26 protein-coding genes and 1 pseudogene are annotated in these 21,759 nt (G+C 33.5%); 25 read left to right on the top strand and 2 right to left on the bottom strand.

Annotated features, from left to right (window positions below; translation table 11 throughout):
- Window positions 1–275: 275 nt before the first annotated feature.
- Entirely contained in the window at window positions 276–770 is a 495-nt protein-coding gene (locus A361_RS20770) for a hypothetical protein (RefSeq protein ID WP_019380416.1), read from the top strand.
- Window positions 771–1,133: 363 nt separating this feature from the next.
- On the opposite strand, the gene A361_RS30035 is transcribed toward A361_RS20770, so the two are convergent.
- A complete protein-coding gene (locus A361_RS30035) occupies window positions 1,134–1,298 on the bottom strand; it encodes a hypothetical protein (RefSeq protein ID WP_019380417.1) in 165 nt (54 codons plus the stop codon).
- A gap of 83 nt (window positions 1,299–1,381) precedes the next feature.
- Here A361_RS30035 and A361_RS20765 point away from each other — a divergent pair, with 83 nt between their 5' ends.
- From A361_RS20765 to A361_RS20750, 3 genes are all read left to right on the top strand, one after another.
- A complete protein-coding gene (locus A361_RS20765) occupies window positions 1,382–1,708 on the top strand; it encodes a hypothetical protein (RefSeq protein ID WP_019380418.1) in 327 nt (108 codons plus the stop codon).
- A 543-nt stretch (window positions 1,709–2,251) separates the two neighbouring features.
- On the top strand, window positions 2,252–2,947 hold the full coding sequence (locus tag A361_RS20760; RefSeq protein WP_019380419.1) for a hypothetical protein: 696 nt from the start codon (window positions 2,252–2,254) through the stop codon (window positions 2,945–2,947).
- 328 nt (window positions 2,948–3,275) lie between these two features.
- On the top strand, window positions 3,276–3,473 hold the full coding sequence (locus tag A361_RS20750; RefSeq protein ID WP_019380420.1) for a hypothetical protein: 198 nt from the start codon (window positions 3,276–3,278) through the stop codon (window positions 3,471–3,473).
- Between the two features lie 126 nt (window positions 3,474–3,599).
- On the opposite strand, the gene A361_RS20745 is transcribed toward A361_RS20750, so the two are convergent.
- The gene (locus A361_RS20745; RefSeq protein WP_082919449.1) at window positions 3,600–4,232 is read right to left on the bottom strand and encodes a DUF3885 domain-containing protein; all 633 of its coding nucleotides are present in this window, start codon (window positions 4,230–4,232) and stop codon (window positions 3,600–3,602) included.
- A gap of 351 nt (window positions 4,233–4,583) precedes the next feature.
- Here A361_RS20745 and A361_RS20740 point away from each other — a divergent pair, with 351 nt between their 5' ends.
- From A361_RS20740 to istA, 21 genes and pseudogenes are all read left to right on the top strand, one after another.
- Window positions 4,584–5,345: a TIR domain-containing protein gene (locus A361_RS20740; RefSeq protein WP_019380422.1), complete on the top strand. Its 762-nt coding sequence runs from the start codon at window positions 4,584–4,586 to the stop codon at window positions 5,343–5,345.
- Between the two features lie 5 nt (window positions 5,346–5,350).
- On the top strand, window positions 5,351–5,974 hold the full coding sequence (locus A361_RS20735) for a zinc metallopeptidase (RefSeq protein WP_162272012.1): 624 nt from the start codon (window positions 5,351–5,353) through the stop codon (window positions 5,972–5,974).
- 366 nt (window positions 5,975–6,340) lie between these two features.
- Window positions 6,341–7,159, top strand: coding sequence for a Shedu anti-phage system protein SduA domain-containing protein (locus A361_RS20725; RefSeq protein ID WP_019380425.1), 819 nt, complete (start codon window positions 6,341–6,343; stop codon window positions 7,157–7,159).
- Between the two features lie 247 nt (window positions 7,160–7,406).
- Entirely contained in the window at window positions 7,407–7,835 is a 429-nt protein-coding gene (locus A361_RS20720) for a hypothetical protein (protein ID WP_019380426.1), read from the top strand.
- A 70-nt stretch (window positions 7,836–7,905) separates the two neighbouring features.
- The gene (locus tag A361_RS20715) at window positions 7,906–8,250 is read left to right on the top strand and encodes a hypothetical protein (protein ID WP_019380427.1); all 345 of its coding nucleotides are present in this window, start codon (window positions 7,906–7,908) and stop codon (window positions 8,248–8,250) included.
- 352 nt (window positions 8,251–8,602) lie between these two features.
- Window positions 8,603–8,947 carry a hypothetical protein gene (locus A361_RS20710; protein ID WP_019380428.1) on the top strand — a complete coding sequence of 115 codons (345 nt, stop codon included), beginning with the start codon at window positions 8,603–8,605 and terminating at the stop codon, window positions 8,945–8,947.
- A 135-nt stretch (window positions 8,948–9,082) separates the two neighbouring features.
- Window positions 9,083–9,754 carry a hypothetical protein gene (locus A361_RS20705; RefSeq protein ID WP_019380429.1) on the top strand — a complete coding sequence of 224 codons (672 nt, stop codon included), beginning with the start codon at window positions 9,083–9,085 and terminating at the stop codon, window positions 9,752–9,754.
- 378 nt (window positions 9,755–10,132) lie between these two features.
- Window positions 10,133–10,366 carry a GNAT family N-acetyltransferase gene (locus A361_RS31000; RefSeq protein WP_236888081.1) on the top strand — a complete coding sequence of 78 codons (234 nt, stop codon included), beginning with the start codon at window positions 10,133–10,135 and terminating at the stop codon, window positions 10,364–10,366.
- Between the two features lie 193 nt (window positions 10,367–10,559).
- On the top strand, window positions 10,560–10,847 hold the full coding sequence (locus tag A361_RS20695; protein WP_019380431.1) for a DUF5316 domain-containing protein: 288 nt from the start codon (window positions 10,560–10,562) through the stop codon (window positions 10,845–10,847).
- Between the two features lie 268 nt (window positions 10,848–11,115).
- Window positions 11,116–11,766 (top strand): hypothetical protein, encoded by a 651-nt coding sequence (locus A361_RS20690; protein WP_236887918.1) that lies wholly within the window; start codon window positions 11,116–11,118, stop codon window positions 11,764–11,766.
- A 278-nt stretch (window positions 11,767–12,044) separates the two neighbouring features.
- A pseudogene (locus A361_RS29735) lies at window positions 12,045–12,155 on the top strand (IS1595 family transposase); the annotation flags it as partial.
- Between the two features lie 38 nt (window positions 12,156–12,193).
- Window positions 12,194–12,778 (top strand): HAD family hydrolase, encoded by a 585-nt coding sequence (locus A361_RS20685; protein ID WP_019380433.1) that lies wholly within the window; start codon window positions 12,194–12,196, stop codon window positions 12,776–12,778.
- Window positions 12,779–12,964: 186 nt separating this feature from the next.
- Window positions 12,965–13,195, top strand: coding sequence for a hypothetical protein (locus tag A361_RS20680; RefSeq protein WP_236887917.1), 231 nt, complete (start codon window positions 12,965–12,967; stop codon window positions 13,193–13,195).
- A 153-nt stretch (window positions 13,196–13,348) separates the two neighbouring features.
- Window positions 13,349–13,855 (top strand): DUF3916 domain-containing protein, encoded by a 507-nt coding sequence (locus A361_RS20675; RefSeq protein ID WP_019380435.1) that lies wholly within the window; start codon window positions 13,349–13,351, stop codon window positions 13,853–13,855.
- A 32-nt stretch (window positions 13,856–13,887) separates the two neighbouring features.
- Window positions 13,888–14,457, top strand: coding sequence for a hypothetical protein (locus tag A361_RS20670; protein WP_019380436.1), 570 nt, complete (start codon window positions 13,888–13,890; stop codon window positions 14,455–14,457).
- Between the two features lie 1,153 nt (window positions 14,458–15,610).
- The gene (gene ltrA / locus A361_RS20660) at window positions 15,611–16,939 is read left to right on the top strand and encodes a group II intron reverse transcriptase/maturase (protein ID WP_019382772.1); all 1,329 of its coding nucleotides are present in this window, start codon (window positions 15,611–15,613) and stop codon (window positions 16,937–16,939) included.
- A 207-nt stretch (window positions 16,940–17,146) separates the two neighbouring features.
- Window positions 17,147–17,797, top strand: coding sequence for a hypothetical protein (locus A361_RS20655; RefSeq protein WP_019380480.1), 651 nt, complete (start codon window positions 17,147–17,149; stop codon window positions 17,795–17,797).
- A gap of 669 nt (window positions 17,798–18,466) precedes the next feature.
- Window positions 18,467–19,228, top strand: a complete 762-nt coding sequence (locus A361_RS20650) for a class I SAM-dependent methyltransferase (protein ID WP_019380481.1) — start codon at window positions 18,467–18,469, stop codon at window positions 19,226–19,228.
- Between the two features lie 126 nt (window positions 19,229–19,354).
- Window positions 19,355–19,696, top strand: coding sequence for a DinB family protein (locus A361_RS20645; protein ID WP_019380482.1), 342 nt, complete (start codon window positions 19,355–19,357; stop codon window positions 19,694–19,696).
- A 267-nt stretch (window positions 19,697–19,963) separates the two neighbouring features.
- Window positions 19,964–20,158, top strand: coding sequence for a nucleotidyltransferase family protein (locus tag A361_RS20640; RefSeq protein WP_064328221.1), 195 nt, complete (start codon window positions 19,964–19,966; stop codon window positions 20,156–20,158).
- A gap of 81 nt (window positions 20,159–20,239) precedes the next feature.
- Window positions 20,240–21,748, top strand: a complete 1,509-nt coding sequence (gene istA, locus A361_RS20635) for an IS21 family transposase (RefSeq protein WP_019380290.1) — start codon at window positions 20,240–20,242, stop codon at window positions 21,746–21,748.
- Window positions 21,749–21,759: the final 11 nt, after the last annotated feature.

Raw genomic sequence — 21,759 nt, 5'->3', positions numbered from 1 at the left:
TTATACGGTGAATACATCAAAAAAATTATAGATAGTAAAAAGTTTTTTTGGATTTGGAAACCTTCATAGGTTTATATTCCAGGATTTACAATAGAAACCTGAGATATCTTAAATGCTGTAAACGTACATAAAAAAGATTGGTATGAAAAGATACTGCAATTCAACCATGGTAATTAAATCTTGTTCACTTACATTCGTATAATCCAGTACATTAGATAATGAATAGCCTATTTAGTTAAAGGAATAATAATATTGATTTTATCAGGGGGTGTATTATGATTAAAAAGTTACTTCTTGGAGCTAGTAGTTTTTTATTATTTTCCTTTTTCTTAACACCAATAAACACATACGCCTTAACCTTTGATAACCTGCCTATCAAACAAACATCGAAACAATGGGAAGTTCGAATAGGTGAAGCTGGTCAAGGTAAGGGGATGGTAAAGCCTGTGAAAGGAAAATTTCAAACTTACTCTTTAGAAGTTGAAAACATTGGTAAGGATGTATTTTCCGTAGAAATCAATTTGTTTAGAAATGAACCTAATTCTAAGACGAAGTTTTCCCTTCACAGTTGTCCACACGGATGGGATTGTAATAATGACAACTATGAAAGAGCAATTTCCTTAGCAAGGACTTTGAATACTAATGGTAATTTCTTTCGTCATTCAAATTTCCTTTTGGCTGAAAAAGCAACGGAATTGGAAGTGGAAATTGTTTGGACTCAAGGCAAGGATGGAAGACGTTTAAAAGAGACATTTACCTTTACTGATTAATACCCTGATGAAAAGCGTTAATTTCAGATGCTTTTTTCTTTTTTTCTTGCCAACATAACAAAAAGTCTTTGTTAATCCCATTATGCCTAGGTATCAAAAAATTAAGTGAGCACCATTCATTTTAAAGTATTGTAGAAGAAGAGGTTGCTGTTAAGGTATTTAAAACCTATTTAAAAGCCATTTGTAAACAAATACCAAATAAAAAAATCAAAAGGCATAACCGGTAGTGAACGACTATGTCTTTTGATTTTTTATCGCTATACTATTCTTTATCTTTTATCTCTTTATTATAGTCATGTAAATCAATTGTTGCCCCAAAAGTAGGTATGTCTGCATCCTTGTAACCTTTATTATGTAAGAAAGCTAAAAAACATTTTTAAGATATCGTTCTTTTTGTTTTTCTTTATTCTCCTTTTTAAATTCTAAAACTAATTCCTTTAAGACTGCCGTTTCAACAGGTTCTTTGAAAGTAAGCAAATAGCTACTCTGGTGTAAATCAACCATTATATGTGCAGCTTTGTTAATCATTTTTTCACTTCCCTCGGAGGTTCTTTTATATTTATTTATAATACATAATAAATGAAGGAACAAAACAAGCGGAGGTGTTTTAAGTGGATAAAAGCGACCTTCTAAACGAAGCTTCTAGAAGGGGAATTTTTGTTGAGCGGTTTCCTATTTTAACAACTGAAATTATATTAAAAATACTGAACATTATGAGTGATGAAGAGATTTATTTTTGGTCAGTAGTACAAAAAAAGGATAAATTAATTTCATATACCATTAAGCAGTTTACTTCTGAAATGTATCAATTTAGAATTTTAAAGGTAACTCAATTGGATATTGATAGTTACGATTATTATCGTAATGAGTTACTCATTAAAATGGTTGAAATAGATTTGAATAGTGGATTAGAAAATGAGACAAATATCATTCTTTAATAGACATAAATGTTTTTTGCTTATTAGGCAGGTAATAAGAAATTAATAATAATCTGCGAAAACAATGAGAACAGGGGGTGCAATTCCGTGTTACTTTTTGTTTTTTTATATATCGAAGACGGAGAAATGCAGGAAAATGTTATGTTGCAAAATATTGCCTAAATAGGTATTTTTAAAGGATAAAAAGCAGAAGCTACGAATATAATAATAACAGTCGAATTAATATTCGAACAGGGTATGGCGGCACTCTGTACCCCACGGGGGGGTCTCAAAAATACCTTGTTTACCAAAAAATGCCGCCTATTTAAATTTTCGTTGAGTTATTTATTGACGATTATAATTTTTGGCTTTATAATACGAATATAGAGATTAGGTTGTCTCCTTTTAGGAACAAGCTGGAACTGGTGGCTTCCGGTACCCCACGGGGGGGTCTCAAAAATACCTTGTTTATCTAAAGATGTGCCGCCTTTAAATTATTAAAGTGTAGGCTCTGATGATTTCATCAGGGCTTTTTTATATGAAAAGGGTTAAGGAGAAAAAAATATGTTAGACCTTACAGGTTTGTTAAGCTTAAATAGTCGACCAAATTTTGCAGACGTTGACCTACCAGTTCTACGAGAATTCTATTATACTCAACTTTACCCTTATACATACGAATTTGCTTTATCTTCGGGTGAAAGAATAAAGCTGAAATTTGATTTGGATAGGTTTTGTCATTTGGTTGCAATTGAAAAGACTATTAATCCTCAAAAAAGAATGAATTTTCAACTAGTGAAAGATTATAAGGGTATGGGTGGTTGGAATAATATATATGAGGGTAAACTTAACAAGGCATTTATCAGAAGTAAAGGTGTTAAATTAAATAAAATGAAGGATAAAATGCTTCATTTCTATTACTTACCATATTTGCTGGAACATGGTTCCTTAATGATAAAATATGTTCCGAGTCCAGGAAGGTTTATTAATTCCAACTTTATTGTATTCAACTTTCATCTCAATGATAATGCATTTATACAGTTAGGTATGAAGGAAGAATGGCATGGTAAGTGGTATTATCCTGAAACTTTTATAATAGAACGTAAAACTCCAGCACATCCAACTAATCCTTATACTAATCCCCCTAGCACGGTAGTGAACGTGACTGAAAGAATAAAGCACAAAAGATTTAAGTCAAATACCAAAAGAAGAAGAATTTACTCCCATAAAGGTGGAATAAGAGGAAATAATCCAAAACGCTGAAATTAACAGCGTTTTTTTATCTTATGAGTTTGGTTAATAAATAATTTTATTTTAAAAATAATGAAAAGGAGCTCCTTACAGTTATGGTATTGAGTTCCAAAAGCTCGCTTATAGCGGTCGAATTTAATAATCGAACTGAGTATAGTGGCACTCTGTACTTTACGAGAGCTCATAAATACCTTGTTTATCAAATAATATGCCGCCATAAAGTTTTTTTAGTGTATGCTCTGATGCTTTCATCAGAGATTTTTTATTAAGTATATTTTTCGACTGTTGGAAGGTAATTTCCATAATATATTGTATAATAATAGAAAAGGGGGTATCAGCCATGAATTTATGGATAGTTTTTTTAATCATTGCTGGTGGTTTACTTCTGTTCGGTTTTATTATCGATAAAGTTGCTAAAAAGAAAAACCTTGAGTTAAATCCAGAAGAAGGTCTAAAAAACGCAAGCAAATCCGAACATATCTATAAAGAAGCTCACTTAAAGCAGACCATTGATAATTTCAATAATCCTAATTCTTAAACATCGTGATTTGCACGATGTTTTTTATTCCTAAAATTAGGCTTGCTCTAAATTGCTCTAATGTTGTGTAGTTTAATTTTTATACAGACTAGAGAAGCATTTGTATACTTATTTTCAAATGCTTGCTTAAGACCCCTTCATGAAGACTTTATCAACCTGATTTCGGTCATAATCTAAAATCCAATCATTATATTCTTCATAAATATCTCGTATTGTATTGGTTGAAGTAGCAACCAAGTCACAACCTCTATCATCATAAACGTGAAAAATAGTTCTTCTATCTATATTTATAAAGAAGATATCATGATAAATACTAGGCTTTAATCCCATATCTTGATTACAGATAGCTTTTAGAATGGCTGCGTAATGAAGGTCAGATGTTTTGCATTTCAGAATAAATCGATGCGTTTTATATCTTCCATCCTCATCGTCTTCTGGGAAAATATAAGGAATTGTACGTTGTTGCAGCATAGACAAAACTGATTTCTCTTTTACATACTTAGAAAAGATGTTCAACTTACGTTTGAACGTTTCACCATCTGCGAAATCATTTACATTAGCTACAATATAAATACAGTCTTCAGATGAATGTAAAGACTTAAATAACGTAATTGCTCTTTTATAAACCCCTTTTAAATATGGACAATCTTCATAAATTTCATCGCTATCATAATCCACGCCTAATTCAAAACGAATACCAATATCCCAATTATAAAAAAGGGGTGGTCTGAGTTTTAAATTAGGAAAGTTTACTTCCATATATCTATTTAACTTCACCTTCAAACCTCATTTCTCTCGTGTGTCATAAATACTTCTTCCACTGGTCTGCCCGGTAACTAAACATATCCTATCCGTTTCTCTTTGTATATTAACATGAATTACTTGTTCTTTTCTTATTTCCTCAATTTGCCACCATAATCTCATCAAAAATAACAAACTGACATTGTCATCCTATTTAAGGCTGCTTCAGTTAAGGCAGTTATATACGTCTAAAGTATTTAAATAGAACCCTTTAGAAAAGCATTGTTGTTATTTTTCAATTGTATAAAATATCCAACAACATATATAATCACATTAGGCACAGATACCATGATAGAGGTGAATTTTCACATGCAATTTAACCCGACTATTTTCCAATTAAAAAAGGTAATTGGAGATATTAAAAATTACGATAAAGATTGGCATTATACCGATGATTTCATGAAACTTACCGGCGTAATGAATAAATGTACAAATGAATTGAACCTGCCAACATTTGAATTTGAAACTTTTCATTACTCTAATAGCGGAAAAACAATACACCAAACTGGATACAAGTCTTTACTAAATCATGTAACACTTCTTGAAGAAATGATTCCGTTATTGTCTGGACCTCAAAAGCAACAAAATGTAATGCAGGAAACGGTCATTAAAAGTGAAGAAAGAACTAAAATATTCATCGTGCATGGAAGGGACAATACTGCTTTGTTGGAGACGGAGGGAATTATAAGGAGAGCAGGACTGGAACCAATTGTACTAAGCAGGATGGCTAACTCCGGCTTAACATTGATTGAGAAGTTTGAGAAACATTCTAATGTTAAGTACGCCATTGTATTACTGACACCAGATGATATTGGAGCATTATCCGAAAATGCGCCATTGGAATCCTTAAACCTTAAGTTCCGAGCTAGACAGAATGTGATTTTTGAACTTGGTTTCTTTTACGGGAAACTGGGTCGTGCTAATGTTAGCTGCATCTATAAATCAACCGTAGAGCTACCTACAGATATAAACGGTGTTGCTTATTTGCCATATACTCAATCCGTTGAAGAGCTTGAATTTGCTATTTTAAAAGAATTAAAAGATGCGGATATTGAGGTAAAAGTATTTTGAGTAAGATGGGGAAAATCCTTACTGGAGAAGACTTCGCCAAGGAACTTTTGCTGGTACTTGGTATATCAGATAATAAATGTATTGTGGTCACTGAGAAATCAAATAAAGCTAGCGAGACAGTTTTTAGTGTTAAGAGTACTTCAAAAATAATATTACGAGATGACAGTAATGAAACGAGTAAAATCATAACAGCCGCACATGAAGTAGGACATTTTATCAATAATTCTAAGGACATTGCCGCTTATAAAAAATTTAAAATGTCAGGGGTCACTTTAATAGCTCTTACAGTCTTCGCAATTTTAATGGTCCTTTTTGATGAATTTCTAACCAATATCCCGAAGCTTTTCATGTTTCTAATATTCCTTATTTGTTTCGGCTCCTCCATTTGGTGTAACCGGATAAAAGTTCAGGACGAAGATGGAGCAAACAAGGAAGCTTTAAAGGTACTTGAAAAGCATTCTGATGAGATATTCAATAAATATAACGACTCAAGAAGTTGGAATATGATAAATAAGGAAGCGAAAATTCAACTAGAGAGTGGTACAGTAAAATATAAGGATTCAAATATTATTTTGAATTTTGTTAGTTTATTGCCATTCATTGTTTTTATATTTTTTATTGCAAGTTAAATTGACATCCTTTCCAAATGACATAAAATTTGGAAGGGGTGAAATTATGAAGATTATCATTTTGTTGGCTTTACAAAATATATTAACCACGATGTTTTATTACAGTGTGTATGTTGTATTAAAAAAGAAGAATGCCAGGTTGGAAATTGATTATGAAATAATCGGCTGTATTCTAATAGGACTTACAATAGTCATTACCTATTTTTCTTTATTCTTAAAATATTCTCCAAATGTATGGTTCAGTTGGGATAAAGTTTCCATTTGGATTATTATTTCAAATCTCTCACTTTGTTATTTTTTGAGGAAATTTTCGATGCTTAATAAGCAAAATAGTTAAATACAAAATTTAATTTTGGTAGGTAAAACATGAAGATATACGACAGAGATTACCGAGAAATAACTGTAGAAGAAAAAGAACAATGGGAAAAAGTAAAAAAAGAAGAAGTATGGGGAAAAGATTTGGCAGGAAATATTCTTATCAAGGTTAATAAATGGAGCGAATATCCAAAGGCTGTTAGGCATTGGCTAAGTCTTTTTCCAAATAACTTTTTAGACCCAATGGACTTAAAGAATAACCCAAAGCGAATGAGCGATGTTCTTCATAGGTATTTGTCTGTATTAGATGAAGAAGCAACGAATGAAAGAACCCTACTTAACTTCATTAAAGACCATAGGGCGTATTACATTGTTGGCGCAATTTTCAACTCTTTTACTTTTGGGCACCATGGCGCCTTCGTATTTCCTGAATTTCAGATAGGGAATTCATTCAAAATCGATTTTTTATTAGTAGGGGAATCATCTGGAGGATACCAGTTTATTTTTGTTGAATTCGAGCATCCACACAAAAACATCTTCAAAAAAGAAGGTCATTTAGGTGACGCGTTTCGAAAAGGTTTAAATCAGATACAAGACTGGAGAGAATGGGTGCAGGAATATTTTCCTTCCTTTAGCGAGACTTTTGAAAAAGTTAAAGGAAAGAACCAATCACTTCCTCGTGAATTCTTAAAATTAGATAGCAGTAGATTTCATTATGTTGTAGTAGCAGGGAGAAGAAGTGATTTTCAATTAAACATTGATAAGACCTATAGGATACAAAGGGAGTATCTCGAAAGAAAAATTCACTTATTGCATTATGACAACTTGTACGATATGACCAAAGAAGTGATAAGAAAAGGGAATTATTAAAGTAATGGGTTTCACAGCTAGAGAGAAAATAAAATTATAAAACTTGCGCCGATATATCAGCTTTATTGACTGTATCATAATAAAAGCTTTATCCTCAAATTTGTGAGTATCTCCAACATAATTCTTATCCAGGCAAGTAACATGATTGCTCATAATCCATCTGTTCTTCGGTGAAGCGGTCGGTTCAATAAAGAAATTCATATTATCTTATGTTTGTAGATTATGTGTATAGAAAAGGGAGAGTAAAATGAATTTTTTAATGGGAATTTTGTACGTCGCTATATGTTTTATTATCATTTTTCTTTCTTATAAAACTCTTGCTGAACTTATTAAATCACAGCAAAAGTACACTATTGGAGTTATTATTGGAATAATTTTATTTTTGGGGGCTATTTGGTGGGGAGCTTTTACTTCTTCCCCAATACCTAAATACTTTACGGTTATTTTTACTGTAATTACTTTTGCCTGGTCTTTGATTGAATTGAGTGGTTGTATTGAGGAAGAGCAAAAGAGGAATAGGTGGCAAGGTGTGACCAAAGTGTTATTTGGAATAGTTGTGGTAGGTTTAGTGATTCTTCTTGCTGAAGGAAAACATCTTATAGAAAATTTTGATACAAGCGTATTGGAAACAATTGCTTTTTCAATTTTTATTATGTTATTTGGTTTAAAGAAGTAAATGTATTAAGAAAGAAGTAAAGGGATATCCTCTCCTTAATCTAATACAAAATTATAGGAGGGGGTGTCTAATGATTATCAAAGTTAGGAGCCTTCAGTTGGCTCTTTTTTTGTACAGTCTTGGTCCTATAATTTTATTTGTAATGGGAAGACAGCCATCATCATTTTTCTTTAGTCATATTTTAGCAAGTTCTATAGGGGTTTACTATCTTGACTTTTTAAGATTAAAAGGCAATATTAAAACTCAAAATATCTTTATATTAATAATTGTTATGGTGCTATTTTTGCCTTTTTTTGCGATAGGCGACATTATTCCTGAATTTGCTCCTATCTCAGAAATGCAAGGGAATATCTTGATTTTTAATAGTGTAATTATGCTATCTCTATTTTTAAAACTTCGCCCAAAAAGAGATTAATTATGTTTGTTTTACTAAGTAGTTTTAATACTAGGGAGAAGATAATAACAGCATAACAAAACACCTACAGTTTCCAATTACTGATTTTATCAATTAAACAAGTGAAATGGGTATTTGTGTAAACCCAAAACATGTAATGTAAATGATAGTACATAAATTAACCGGGCAGGATAACATAAAAATGATTACTTCTCCTTTTGGTTTCTTGAATGTTTTGAAACTTCAGGTTCTTAAATTTGTATATGTATTTATTATGCCTTTATAGCTAGGTTTGATAGTGGAAGAAGGAGCTGCAGCCTTATAGTGGAATGTTATTAAGACAGGAAATATTTGAAAAAGCGAGTGGATTTATATGAAACACCGAGTCTATAATGGTTTTCCCTTGGTAATAGAAACAGATATTGACGGGTTTATCTATGGAGAAATCAGTGACCACTTTGATTTCGATGAAGAAGTAGGCTGTACGTTTGGAGATGGATTTGTTCAAGCACCTAATGGTAGCAGGGCAGGTATAATATGGGAAGTGTCTGAAAAGCCATATATATCTACATGTATTGAACCAGAAAGAATCAGATGGGGAGTATATAATGTGGGGTTCGTTAAACCAATAAAAACAATAGATGATTTAGTATACAATTTTAAAACAATATATCCATTGATTAAAGAAGCATACAACAACGCTAAAATGGGAAAGTAAATAATTGAACTAACGGGTTTTAGAACCGGCTGCTGTTTCAGTCGGTCTTGTCCCTTTTCAACAAAAGGGACAGTTAGTTAAATAAGTCCAAATGATAAGATAAAAGAACTAATAGGAATATAGGAGCGATTCAAAATGGATAACTGGAGAGATAATACGATTTGGTTTGAACAAATACCAGAAAAACTTCAGGCTTACTTTAACTTAAAAGAAGATGTATTTAATGAGATGGAGCTTGAAAACATTGAGTATTTAACTCTTTGGCATCATAAAAAGAATAAGCTAGGCAGCTTTGTTGGTATTCCTAAAAATCTCCTCTATCTAGAATTAAACTGGTCCAATTTACAAGATTTCCTTGGAATAGAAAAAATGAATAAATTAAAGCGTTTTGAATTACATTACTGTACTAAATTACATAATGATTTTGGTTTGTCTGGATTATCCGATACGCTAGAACATTTACATATTAACCAATCAAAGAAATTTGTACCGAATGAAGAATTATTCTCTCTGAAAAATCTTCGGGTTCTGCGCCTTAACTCTTGTGGTAACCTTGAGAATTTGAATTTTTTATATCATTTTCCTAACCTAATTGATTTTAGATTTGTTAATACTAATGTGTTAGATGGTGACTTATCACCAATTTTAGACCATCCAACAATCCGAAGTGCAGGCTTTCTAAATAAGAGACATTACAATATTAAAGATGATAAGATGGATGCTTTGTTAAAGGATAAAAATGATGGAGAAGAATTTAAAACTTTTATCAAGTATGGGAAACATGAGAATTTTAGATATATTTATTAACTCAATTCTTCTTAAACTAACTGGTGCATTTATTTAAAATACGGCTGCCAGGAACTCAAGTGCACCATCTCAGATGCAATTCTTCTTCAACAAAAGGGGCAGGTTTGTTGAAGAAGGAGTGGCATTTTTCATAGCGATTACAGACGTTTTTACAATAGAAGGTGGGGAGATTATGGATTTCATACCGATATACACCAGCATCAAAAGTATGTAATTTCTTTTCGCAGAGACTCTTTTGTGGTTAGCTTTGGTTCGGATAAGGACTTTGGTGAGGAACAAGAATATTTAAATTGGTTAAAACGACAGTCGACAAAATATCCAAATGGCTTTGTATTAGGGTTTGAAAACGATGAACCAATTGGTTAACTTGAGTTGACAGTGAAACAATATGATGGAAAAGAAATTGGATATGTTAACTTATATTATCTTATTCCAGAAAAACGTGGAATGGGACTAGGATTTAAACTCCACGATTATGCACTTAAATTCTTTAAAGCCAGTAACCTTAAGGAATATCATCTTCGAGTTTCAACAAGTAACCAAAATGCGTTAGCATTTTATGAGAAAAACGGGATGAAAAAAATCAGGCTGAAATGGATGGTAAAGTTATAAGAATGTCGGTGAAATTACTTAGTAAACCCTTTGCCTTGACCCAAATGGAAATAGGTTTTTATTGATATCCTTATTGAACAAACGGGGATTGTTTAATAAAAAAAATAATTATTTTAAGTGTAGTTTATTTTTATTATCATGAAACCTTTAGGGTGTTGTTCCGTATATATAGTGAAAAAGGAGATGTTAAAAAGTGAAAAAAAGTTTTTTGCTTGGTATTTTACTATCATTTTTCCTTTTTCTCTTTGGTTTTTCTACAAATTTGGATGCGTTTATTTTAATTTCAGGCGGTATAGGATTAGGTTGCCTTTTAATAGCAGGATTACTTTCGGGAGTTTTTATAAGTGGTGATAGAATCAGAGCTAATTTTGCTACTGAAACAAGTTCTGAAAGGCAAAAAAGGTACAATAGAATGCTTTCTTTTGTGGTATTTGGAGCACCCAATTTTTTAGTTGCTATCTTGTTGACATTAATTTCTTGATAGAGGAGACTGTCAAAGTATTTCAGGGGTTCAATAACTTATATCTAGAGCTGAAAGAATCGAGAGAAAAGTTACAATTTTTAGTTAATTTACTTATTAAGCTACCAAATGCAAGAGATAATGTTTAGGCTGTCGTTTGGCAGTTTTTTTTATTGTCAAAAGGAGCATCTTAGCTGAAGAAGAGATTGTATATATTCACTTTTTTTACATAAAATTGAAACGAAGATAGGGATTAAACGTCTATTATATATAAAAGAAAAGCACCTGAATGAAAGGAGTAAATATGAGGTTATTTTATGTATTTGGAATTTGCTTACTGCTGCTTACTGGTTGTTCGTTTGAAGAAAGTAATGCAAAATTTGTAAAAGCTAAAGAGCCAACTTATGAAGAAGATGTCAAAAAAAGCGACTCTATTAAAATTCCTCCTGGTAATCCATCAGAGCAAACACCTACTTTTACAATAAATGAAAAAGTAAAAGGTGTATTGATGCTTTATGAGGTAAGAGGAGAAAGAGGTAAGTTTGGTTTTTTGGATATACCGTTGATAAAAGGGAAAGACATTCAATTGGATTGGCTTTTTTGGAAATCCGATAACCAGCAGCTTACGGGAAATCTAAAGATAAGAGGGAAGAATCAAGAGACAGGACAAGACTTTATATCCAAAGGAAAAATTATTAATAAAATAAAATCAATAAAAGATTTACCTAGAAAATATAAACCATTGCCATTAAATGATAATAATTCATTCAATTCCGCAATAAAGAATGAAATTACTCCTGCATCAATAGCCTCAACTTCAATATCTTTCCCGGAATCGGGAATGTGGGAACTAGAGGTATTTGTGAATGAAAAAATGATTGGCAGTATGGAGGTCTTTGTAAAAGATAGTGAAGCAGGTATACAATACTTGAAAAATTAACTGATGATGAAAAAAAGAGCTGCCAAAAAACCGGCGGTTTTTCATATTCAACAATAGGGGACAGCATTTCTCTAGTAAGTTTGTGAAGAAATGTAATTAAATAAACGGGTGTGTTTATCCAGGAAGGATTAACCGCCTTTATCGTTAAATTCCTTTTTAAGCTAAGAAGCAGATTAGTAAAAAGGACTATTCCCCTTTTGTGTTGGAATATTTTGAAACTTTAAACTTTTATGTTCGTACATGTATTTATTATGCCTTTCTAGCGTGTCTAGCGTGTAAAAGCCCGCTTAGAGAAAGCAATCGACTCAAAGCTAACCAATTCCAATGTCCTCTGTACTAATGCGTGGCGAGCCTTCAAAACCTATGCAAAAGATAAAGGGTTAGAGCATTAATTAAACTTAGATTGATGGAAAGGAGGTTGAAATAGGTGAGCCCAAAACCCATCTTAATTTTAGATATTGCAGGAGTAATTGCAACTAACTTTTCCCCGATATTTTGGGAAGATTTATCTTCAAGATTTGAGGTTTCATGCGATGACTTAATTAAGTTTAGAAAGGAAGTTCGTGAAGAGTTATGGACAGGAAAAATTGAAGAAGTACAATTTTGGGCTAGGTTGATAAAAAGGTTTCCAACAATTAATAAAGAGTATGCCAAAAATAAATTATTATCATTGATTAAACCATTGCCTGCTCTTGAAGAAATCATTAAATGGAGTAAGTATGCTGATATCCATTTGTTAAGTAATCATCGCAAAGAATGGGTGGAACATATAATCAGGCCCTATGAAGACTACATAAAAAGTATAACTATTTCTGGTGATGTGGGATATTGTAAACCAAAAGTCGAAATATACTTAAAAGTTAATTCCTACTTTAACGGCAAGGATAATGTGTTATTCGTTGATGACCAAAAGAAAAATCTGATTGAAGCAAAAAATCTAGGTTGGAATACTTTACTTGCAGATGGTAAAGGTGAATGGATTGAAAAAGTCGGACTTCAGTTATTAAGCTAAAGGTACTTTTCTTCAATAATCAAGGACCTTTTTTTGAGGTCCTTGATTTTAATTTAATATCAACAATATTATTTAACAGAGCCAAATGAATAAAGGAAGGGCGATTGTTCTTAAATGGACAGCCGCTTTTTGTGCTAACGATGCAGTATAGTGCAATAAGAAGGAAAACTGTAAACTGTAATAAAGGTGAATTTATTCAGAGTTAAAATAGGAAAAGAACCAATGTGTAAGAAAGTTACTTTTTCATTCAGTAGTACAAAATTTGAAGGTACAGAGGCTACAGAAACATTTACTCTTAAAGAATTAGGTATTGATGAGGATATGGATGATGAAGCACTAAAAATAGAAATAGATAGGATTTTTCAAGCTTGGGTTTCGGATAAACTTAATATTTCATATAGTATTGTAATAGGATAAGGAAACCGGACATAATCAGATGATGTTCAATAACACTTTTCGACGGGGGCTTTTGTTTAAGATGGGAGTCCTTTGGCGATTCCCTATTTGTTATTCAACCAAAAGGCAGTTTAGTGGAAGAACAGTATAATAAAACAAATAAGGAGTTAATGAATGCGTGATAAAAAAATACGAGGTTTAAAACGAAAAACAAAAAATATGGTTAACAGAATTGTACAAGAAACAATCGAGTTCCCTTCAGATTTTTATAACGGATATTGGCATCTTCACTTGCCTGTTGCACAAGATTTTATTTCTTCAAGTAAAACACCCTTCGAGGTAAAAAAGATATGTATTGAAACTCTCATATCTAGAGCTGAACACTTGATTAAAATAAAGCCAATCACTTCCGAAAAAACTCGTGTGGTTGTTGCAATAGATTTCCAAAGGTTATGGGACTCGCAAATTATAGTGTTTTCCGGTAATTCATACTTTGAAGGTTTCTTTGAGAGGAATGACCAATATCAGAAGTGGATTTCCATTACTAAAGATAGGAATTTTGAAAGTGAATGGAGAATACAAATCCCAGAATATTTATATGTTAAAGGCTTTAACGAAGTAATTACTGAAGAAGAAGGAGAAGTTCATTCTGGAGAAATCTGGTTTATTGGTGAGTTGTAAGACACTTTCTTGGACTATCGGGTGCCCTAATCATGGACAATTATCGCTTTTTATTATTGAATTCCTTATCAGGCAGCTTTATGCAAAAAGGATTTAAGGTTCTGAAAAGAATGTTTATTGGAGGTGATGAAGTGGAAACTAATGTTTTATTTTATAAAATTCGAAAGGGAACAGTTTCAACTGAGGATTATGTAAATTGGTCACACAGTTTATTAGAAAGAAGCGTAACATCACCATCGATACCAATCCTCTCTTCATTTACCTCCAATGATAATATTTTTGAAGTTGAGGTGTACTTTAATAGAGCTATAATTGAGTTGGGAATAAAGGAGCCAATCTTTGAGGTATGTGCAAGAGCCTACATAGGTCTTTTAGCAGATAGAATAATACAAGTTAATGACCACAAAGAGATTTTCGATTTAACGAATATGATTTTTCAAATTGTTGCTATGGAATTGGATTATCCAGACGAATTATATACTTGGTTCGAACTTAATGAAATGATTGATAGGCTAGATTATGATTATGCAGCGAGAGATTTTAATGAAGACGATGTAATTTTAAGGATAAAGAATGAGGCTGAAATCTTTTTAAAGTCATAACATATATTCCACTGGTGTAAGAGTCCAGAGTATGCTAACAACCAGGCGGCACTTTATTCGGATAAAGAGGAAGGTTCGTTTAGGAAAGGGGTTTATATGAATTACTCTGAACTACTTCAATATCAAGGTTATATTTACTTAAACTCAATATTCGAACCCGAGGATAACACGTTAATCATCGATATTGACCGTTGTATAAGAAATGATATTCTAGTCTGTGAAAATGATACTTCTTCATCTTATGGCTCCATAGATGTGGACGAAACACTCCCCATTATTCGACTTAAATTTGATTGGTACATTGCTTACTCAGTTAGAAATGAGAGTTTTACTACAATAGATGCGTACGAGCATTATGAAGGAAGGGTTTTTTCTCTGTATTCAAAATCCCGATATCTTAACTTTATTGAAGTCGGCACCATAGCAGACGAAATTTATCCTGGACCGTTCAAACACTATGGGATAAATGCCTTAAATCACATAATTGATGTAATATCGACTGAACCTCCAAGCATTTCAGTAATACAAAGAAATGGTCAATAAGAGTAAGAAAAAGCAAGAAATGTACTTTAACTAAATGGTGCTTAGTTGAAATTGTACTGCCATTCCAGACAGTACTTTTCTTATTCTACAAACGGGTCAGGTGTGCGGCCGAGCGTAGGTCGTATCATATAGCGGGTGGGATTCCCGCCGAGTAAGAACTAGCCATTCGCTCGTAGCGAGTCTTGGAGGGCTAAAGGTAACTTTAGTCTTTAAGCGTAGACAGTTAGGTGGCGGGCCGAAAGCCATATGGTTGAAGGGATTGAGCTCCATAAACGTTTGTAAATCGAGAGGGCTGATGCCTTACCTGCGTGCAGAAAGCTACATTTTATCCTTTGTCAAAGGCAAGAAGGGTAAGACCTCTCTGGAGTCAGAGACCTTGGCACGTTACACATTGATATGATACGGCAACTCGGGAGACCCTACCGGTCTTTTCTTCTGAAGAGTATGGTCTACAAGCGATAACAAGCAAGGAAACCAAATGCCGATGGTAGGGAGTCGGATAGCAGCGTAGTACCAATGAAGTTGGGTAATGCCGATGGAGGGAAGGCTAGCTACCAGTTATCACCCTTACTAGGGACACATTTACTACACACAGAGGTAGGAATAATAAATGGAAACAAAACTACTAAGGATAGCAGAATTAGCAAAATCTGAGCCTAAAATGAAGTTTACCTCTCTTGCACATTTATTGAATGAGCAATCTTTAACTCAGTGTCATCATGAATTGCCTAATAAAAAGGCAACTGGTATCAACGGAACGACAAAAGAACAATACAGTGACAGCCTAGAAGAAAACATAGAGGATTTAGTAAGTAGGCTTAAAAGCAAAAGTTACCGTCCTGTTCCAGTAAGACGAATGTATATCCCAAAGCTCAACTCAAACAAGATGAGACCATTGGGAATACCGGAACATGAAGATAAAATTGTTCAAAAGGGCATTACGAAAATACTAAATGCCATCTATGAAAATGACTTTTTAGACTGCTCATTTGGGTTCCGTCCAAATAGAAACTGCCACGATGCGCTGAAAATACTGAATCAATATATTGAGAAGAGAGCAGTAAGCTATGTAGTCGATGTAGATATTAAAGGATTCTTTGATAACGTTGACCACAAATGGATGATGGAATTCTTGAAACTCCGAATCACTGACCCTAACCTACTGAGAATAATCAGCAGGTTTCTTAAAGGTGGATATATGGAGGAAGGTAAGAAATACAAGACAGACAATGGTACACCGCAAGGTGGAGTGATATCTCCGATATTAGCCAATGTCTATCTCCATTATGTTCTTGATCTATGGTTTGAAAAAGTGGTTAGGAAACAATGTAAAGGCCAAGCATATATAGTTAGATACGCAGATGATTTTGTTTGTTGTTTTCAGAATAAAAGTGAAGCCCAGCAATTCTTCCATTCATTAAAAGCGAGATTAAAGAAATTTAACCTGGAAATAGCCGAGGATAAAACTAAAATAATTCCCTTCGGACGGTTTGCGGAAAAGAATGCAAAACGTGACGGGACTGGCAAACCAGACACCTTTGATTTCCTCGGGTTTACCCACTATTGTGGCGTAAGTAAACAGGGTAATTTCCGAGTAAAGCGGAAAACCAGCAGGAGGAAAGTTCAAGGTAAACTAAAAGAAACGAAAGAATGGCTGAAGAATAATAGGAATAAAGATATTCATATGATTATGGATAGATTTAAACGCTCACTAATAGGTTATTACAACTATTATTGCATCACTGATAACACCCAAACTGTTAACAACTTTAAAGAGAAAATCCAGCGCTTACTATTTAAATGGCTAAACAGAAGAAGTCAAAGGAAATCCTTTACATGGAATAAATTCAGGCTCTTTCTTAATAAATATCCACTACCTTCACCAAGAATCAAAGTGAATATCTATGAACTTAGAAAAGAGATTAACTACATTCTGTAAATGATAACTAGGAGGAGCCGTGTGCGTTAATAGCGCAAGCACGGTTCTGTGAGGGGGGAGGAGTACAATTTACCGCAAGGTAGAAAGGCTCCCTTCTACTCGACTTGTGTAACAAGCTTATGGAACTAATAAGCCATAGAAAAAAAGTTTTAGGTGGTAAGATAATAAAAATATAATTATTCAAACCTTTTAAGAGAGGCGATTAAAATGAAGATGGAAATAAGCTACTTCCCTCCTGAAAACACTTATCCTTTTGAGATTAACGGTGAGTCCCAATATAGCGTAGAGTTTTCTTGTTATATAGATGGTGATTATACAAATGCCCATGAAGAGTTCTTTTGCAATTGGATGGAAAATCCAGATTATTACCCTATTTATTCACTTGCGGAAATCTATGATATACAACAGGCAGAGTACGAAGAACTGTTTAAGATGCAAAATATAGAGTTCAAATACATGAAGGGTAGCCGTAAAGATACGTTCTTTGTAAAGGCAATTATCCGCAACCCTCAGCAATTTAAAGCATATTATCCTTATTTGCACGGGAATGGAAGCATGTTGAACTTATCATTATGGTCCTTAAAACAGGATGTATTCCGATTAGAGGAAAGGGAATATGAGTCATCTTATCCTGTAAAAAAGACTAAAAAAAATCGAACCCGACTCGTTAAATTAAAGTGGATAGCCAATACTACGATAGTAACTTTAACTGAAAGTTCCACTATGTTTTGGGTAGGGTATGATGGTGATTATATTACTGCGTTCTCAAATAAAAAATGCTTTTCAACAATAGACTCTCTTCAAAAAATAGTACCAGAAACAATCGAACTGGTGATTGCTGGTTATGAGTGGCAGTAGTGTTTTCATACCCTTGTTGAACTAAAGGGTACTTTGCTTTTGTAAGCAAGGCATTTTCCTTATTCAAGTAATGGGGAAGTTAGTTAAGTACATATTTAGTGGACAAAAACCATGCTAATTTTAATAAAAGTTTATAAGGAGAAAGAGTATGGTTTATAAATTGCTCTCGTTTGCATTGTTTAGTATGGTTATAAGTCGTTTAATTTTTCATATTAGGTTCTCAGCCGTGGGATTAAATTTATGGTTCTCTTGTAATAATCGTTTTATACACATCCCCTTTTTACTTGGTATTAAAATCAATCTTATTTAGTTAGAAAAGCGGATGCTTGTAACTAATAAAGGGCAGCTACGGCAGCTCATTTTACTTGTTTGACTAACAGGGTAAATTACAGAAAATTCAGTCTGCGCTTATCTAATGTGTTATTATGGAAAAAAGGTAGCCTAGAAGCTGTGCTGATTTCACTTATTTATTATTAGCATATTGTGATTTGCATACTTTATTGTTTTAGAAGATAGAGAAACAAAAACATTCCAACTAATCCAATGCAAAGCTAGGTTATAGCTCAAAGTATATGATTGGTGACCATAAATATACAAATGGACAATGATATAGCCTTTAGGGGATGGCACTTAAAGTATAAGTTAAAAGCAGTAAATAAGGAGAATGTTATGAAAACAACAAATTACTCAAATATAGCTGAAAAATACGATAAAAATCAGTTCCGTGTTGATGAAATAAGATTAGACTATGATTTGAAAGATTATATAGAGAACAATAGGAAATTTGAATATAGTGTATTAGATTTATCTTGTGGAACAGGTCTTTATCTTGAAAAACAAGTAAATTATTTTAAGGGAGTTCATATAAGATGGAATGGACTTGACTTGTCCGACCGAATGCTTAAGAAGGCTAATGAAAAAGTAAAAAATGTAGAGTTTACTAATGCAAATGTTGAAGATATGCCATATAATTCAGATGAGTTTGATTTTATTTCAAACAATTATGCCTTTCACCATTATAGCAATAAGGAACAAGCATTAAGTGAGATACATCGTGTATTAACAAAGGGCGGCATTTACAAATTACATAATATTTCCATTCACGATATGCCTAAATGGTGGGTTTATTACTACTTCCCAACAGCTTATTATGAGGATTTAAAAAGGTATTGGAAAAAAGAAGTTATTTTTAACGAGCTTACAACAATGGGCCTACAAGTAAACTTAAAAATAGAGTACAGAATGGAAAATGTAAGGGTAAAGGATTACTTAGATTATGCCGTAAACAGGGATATTTCTGTACTGACTCTGATAAACGATAAAGATTATGAAGAAGGATTAGAAAAAATGAAATATGATTTGAAAACTAACCTAGACAAAACTATTGTCAATGACTTTGCAGAAATGTTTTGTATTGCTAAAAAACTTTAAGGCTTTTAACTAAAGATAAGCGATTGCTGAACAAGAAGATATCGCTTTTTTATTAACGAAACAGGATATTTGGATAAGAATGAATAAAAGGATAAATCAAATTAAAGAGAACAACAGGGGGAGAAAATGAACCCATACTGTAAAAGTGCATTAAATCAACTAAAAATAGCATTAACAAAAACAATCGAGATAATGGAAAAATTAGATGAGAGCGATTTGCTAAAAAGACCATCCTCTAATAAACATTCTATCGGTGAGTTGTTAGAACACATAGCGAATATATGTAGAGCAGATTTGCTAATTGCAAATGGTGCTACACAAGATGAAATGAATCAATTTTATTCATCAGTTAAATACATGGGGATAAATGAAATAAAAACTGGTATTCTAAATAACTTTAAACTACTTGAAGAAAGCTATTTGAAGTACACAGAGTTAGAACTTCAACAAAAAATTACTTCTTTTTAGGGTATTTCATATTCCAGATATGAATGGTTATTAGAAATTTTAGCTCACGATTATCATCACAGAGGACAATTACACGCAATAATTGTTCATTGTTATAATAAAGACCCTAAAATATTATTGTTTGAATAAAAGTAAGGCTGTTTTCGTAACCTTTGTTGCTTTTAGAATAAGGGTGGTTAAGTAACGAAATTTTATGGAATATTCTCCCCTGCATCTCAATGTGCTAAAATGGGAATATACGTTCGATAATAAAAGGGGAACTACAAGATGTTAAAGAATGAAGAAGATGTGATTAAGGTAATTCAATGTGATGAAAAAATGATGGAGATTATAAAAGTTGCAAGCACTTTAAATTTACCTGACTGGTGGATATGTGCAGGATTTGTGCGTTCAAAAATATGGGACGTATTGCACGGTGTAAACGCTAAAATAAAAGTTGACCACTTTAGCGCAATTCGCTAACCAAAAAGTTGACCACCCTTAACACCCAATCCCTTATCATAGAGTTTGTCGAGAACTTCATGATTCGGGAGGAAAAAAAGGATGTTAAAGATGGCTAATATAGAGCTTATCAGAAAATTGCACTTTAAAGAAGGTCGTTCTATACGACAATTAGCGAAAGATCTTACATTATCAAGACAAACCATTCGAAAAGCTTTACAACAGAATAAAATTCCAACCTATCAACGATCAAAGCCGGTTACCAACCCGGTCATCGACCCCGTTAAACCAATTATTATCCGATGGTTAACGGACGATGAAACAGCCCCCCTAAAACAGCGTCACAGTGCTGCTCAAATCCACAGACGCTTGGTGAAAGAATATGGCTTTAAAGGTGGAGAATCCACTGTACGCCGTTTTGTACGCCAATATAAGCAGCTCAAAGAAACTCCTAATTCCTCTATACCGTTGGAATTCGATCCCGGTGAATTTGCCCAATTTGATTGGGGGGAAATCATTGTGCTTTTAAATGGGATTGAAACGAAGGTAATGCTTTTTTGTATGAGACTTTTGTATAGCCGTAAGATTTTTGTAAAAGTGTTTCAGCATCAACGGCAGGAGGCGTTATTTCAAGGTCACGCAGATGCCTTTGATTATTTCGGTGGTGTCCCGAAAACGATTGTCTATGACAATATGAAAACAGCGGTAAAGAAGGTGTTAGAAGGGACCAAGCGTGAAGAACAGGAGGCCTTTATCCAGTTTCGATCATACTATCTTTTTGATGCCCAATTTTGTGCACCCGCAAAAGGAAATGAAAAAGGACAAGTAGAGAAACTAGTTCAAACAGCACGAGCTCAATTTTTAGTTCCCGTTCCACAGGTAAGTGACTTACAGGTACTTAATCACTATCTTTTAGAACAATGTGATGCCTATGAAGAAACCTATGTTCCAAAAACGAAAGAACAGGTGGGTGAACGATTTTTACTAGAGAAGCAACAGCTTCTGCCGATTATTGGTACTCATCCTTGCGCAAGGAAGGTAAGAGCCTCTGTCAACAGTCTTTCGCTTGTTAATTTTGAAACAAACGCCTACTCGGTACCTACTAGGTATGCCGGTCGGAAAGATGCACAAATAAATGCTTATGTAAATCACATTGAAATAAACATTGACGGAAACTGTGTAGCCAAACATGAGCGTTCATACGAAAAGCTTCAAGAAATTTTTGAAGTGGATCATTACTTGGATGAACTGGAGAGAAAACCAAGGGCCATCCAGCATGCGCGCCCAGTTCGAAGAGCTAATCTTCCACCAAGTTATCAAGAATTTTATAAGAGAAGTCTTTCAAAGTATGGGCATGGAAAAGAGTTTATTCAACTATTAAAACTCCATCGGGAGTTTACGATGGAAACAGTAGAAAGGGCAGTGGCAAGTTGTGTAAAAGAGCAGCTATATACAGCTGATAGTGTAAGGCATTATCTTTACCTCATGACTCAGCCGGAAGCAACAAAGCCAGCCCCAATAAAATATGAAATGGAGCAGTCCGTCACCGTCAAGGCTCCTACATTTAGCCCGTATGACCAACTATTACAGAAAGGGAGGTATATTCACTGAATACACACCAT

This window comes from Cytobacillus oceanisediminis 2691 (assembly GCF_000294775.2).
GTDB lineage: Bacteria > Bacillota > Bacilli > Bacillales > Cytobacillaceae > Cytobacillus > Cytobacillus pseudoceanisediminis.
This window is presented reverse-complemented; position numbering and strand designations above follow the sequence as displayed.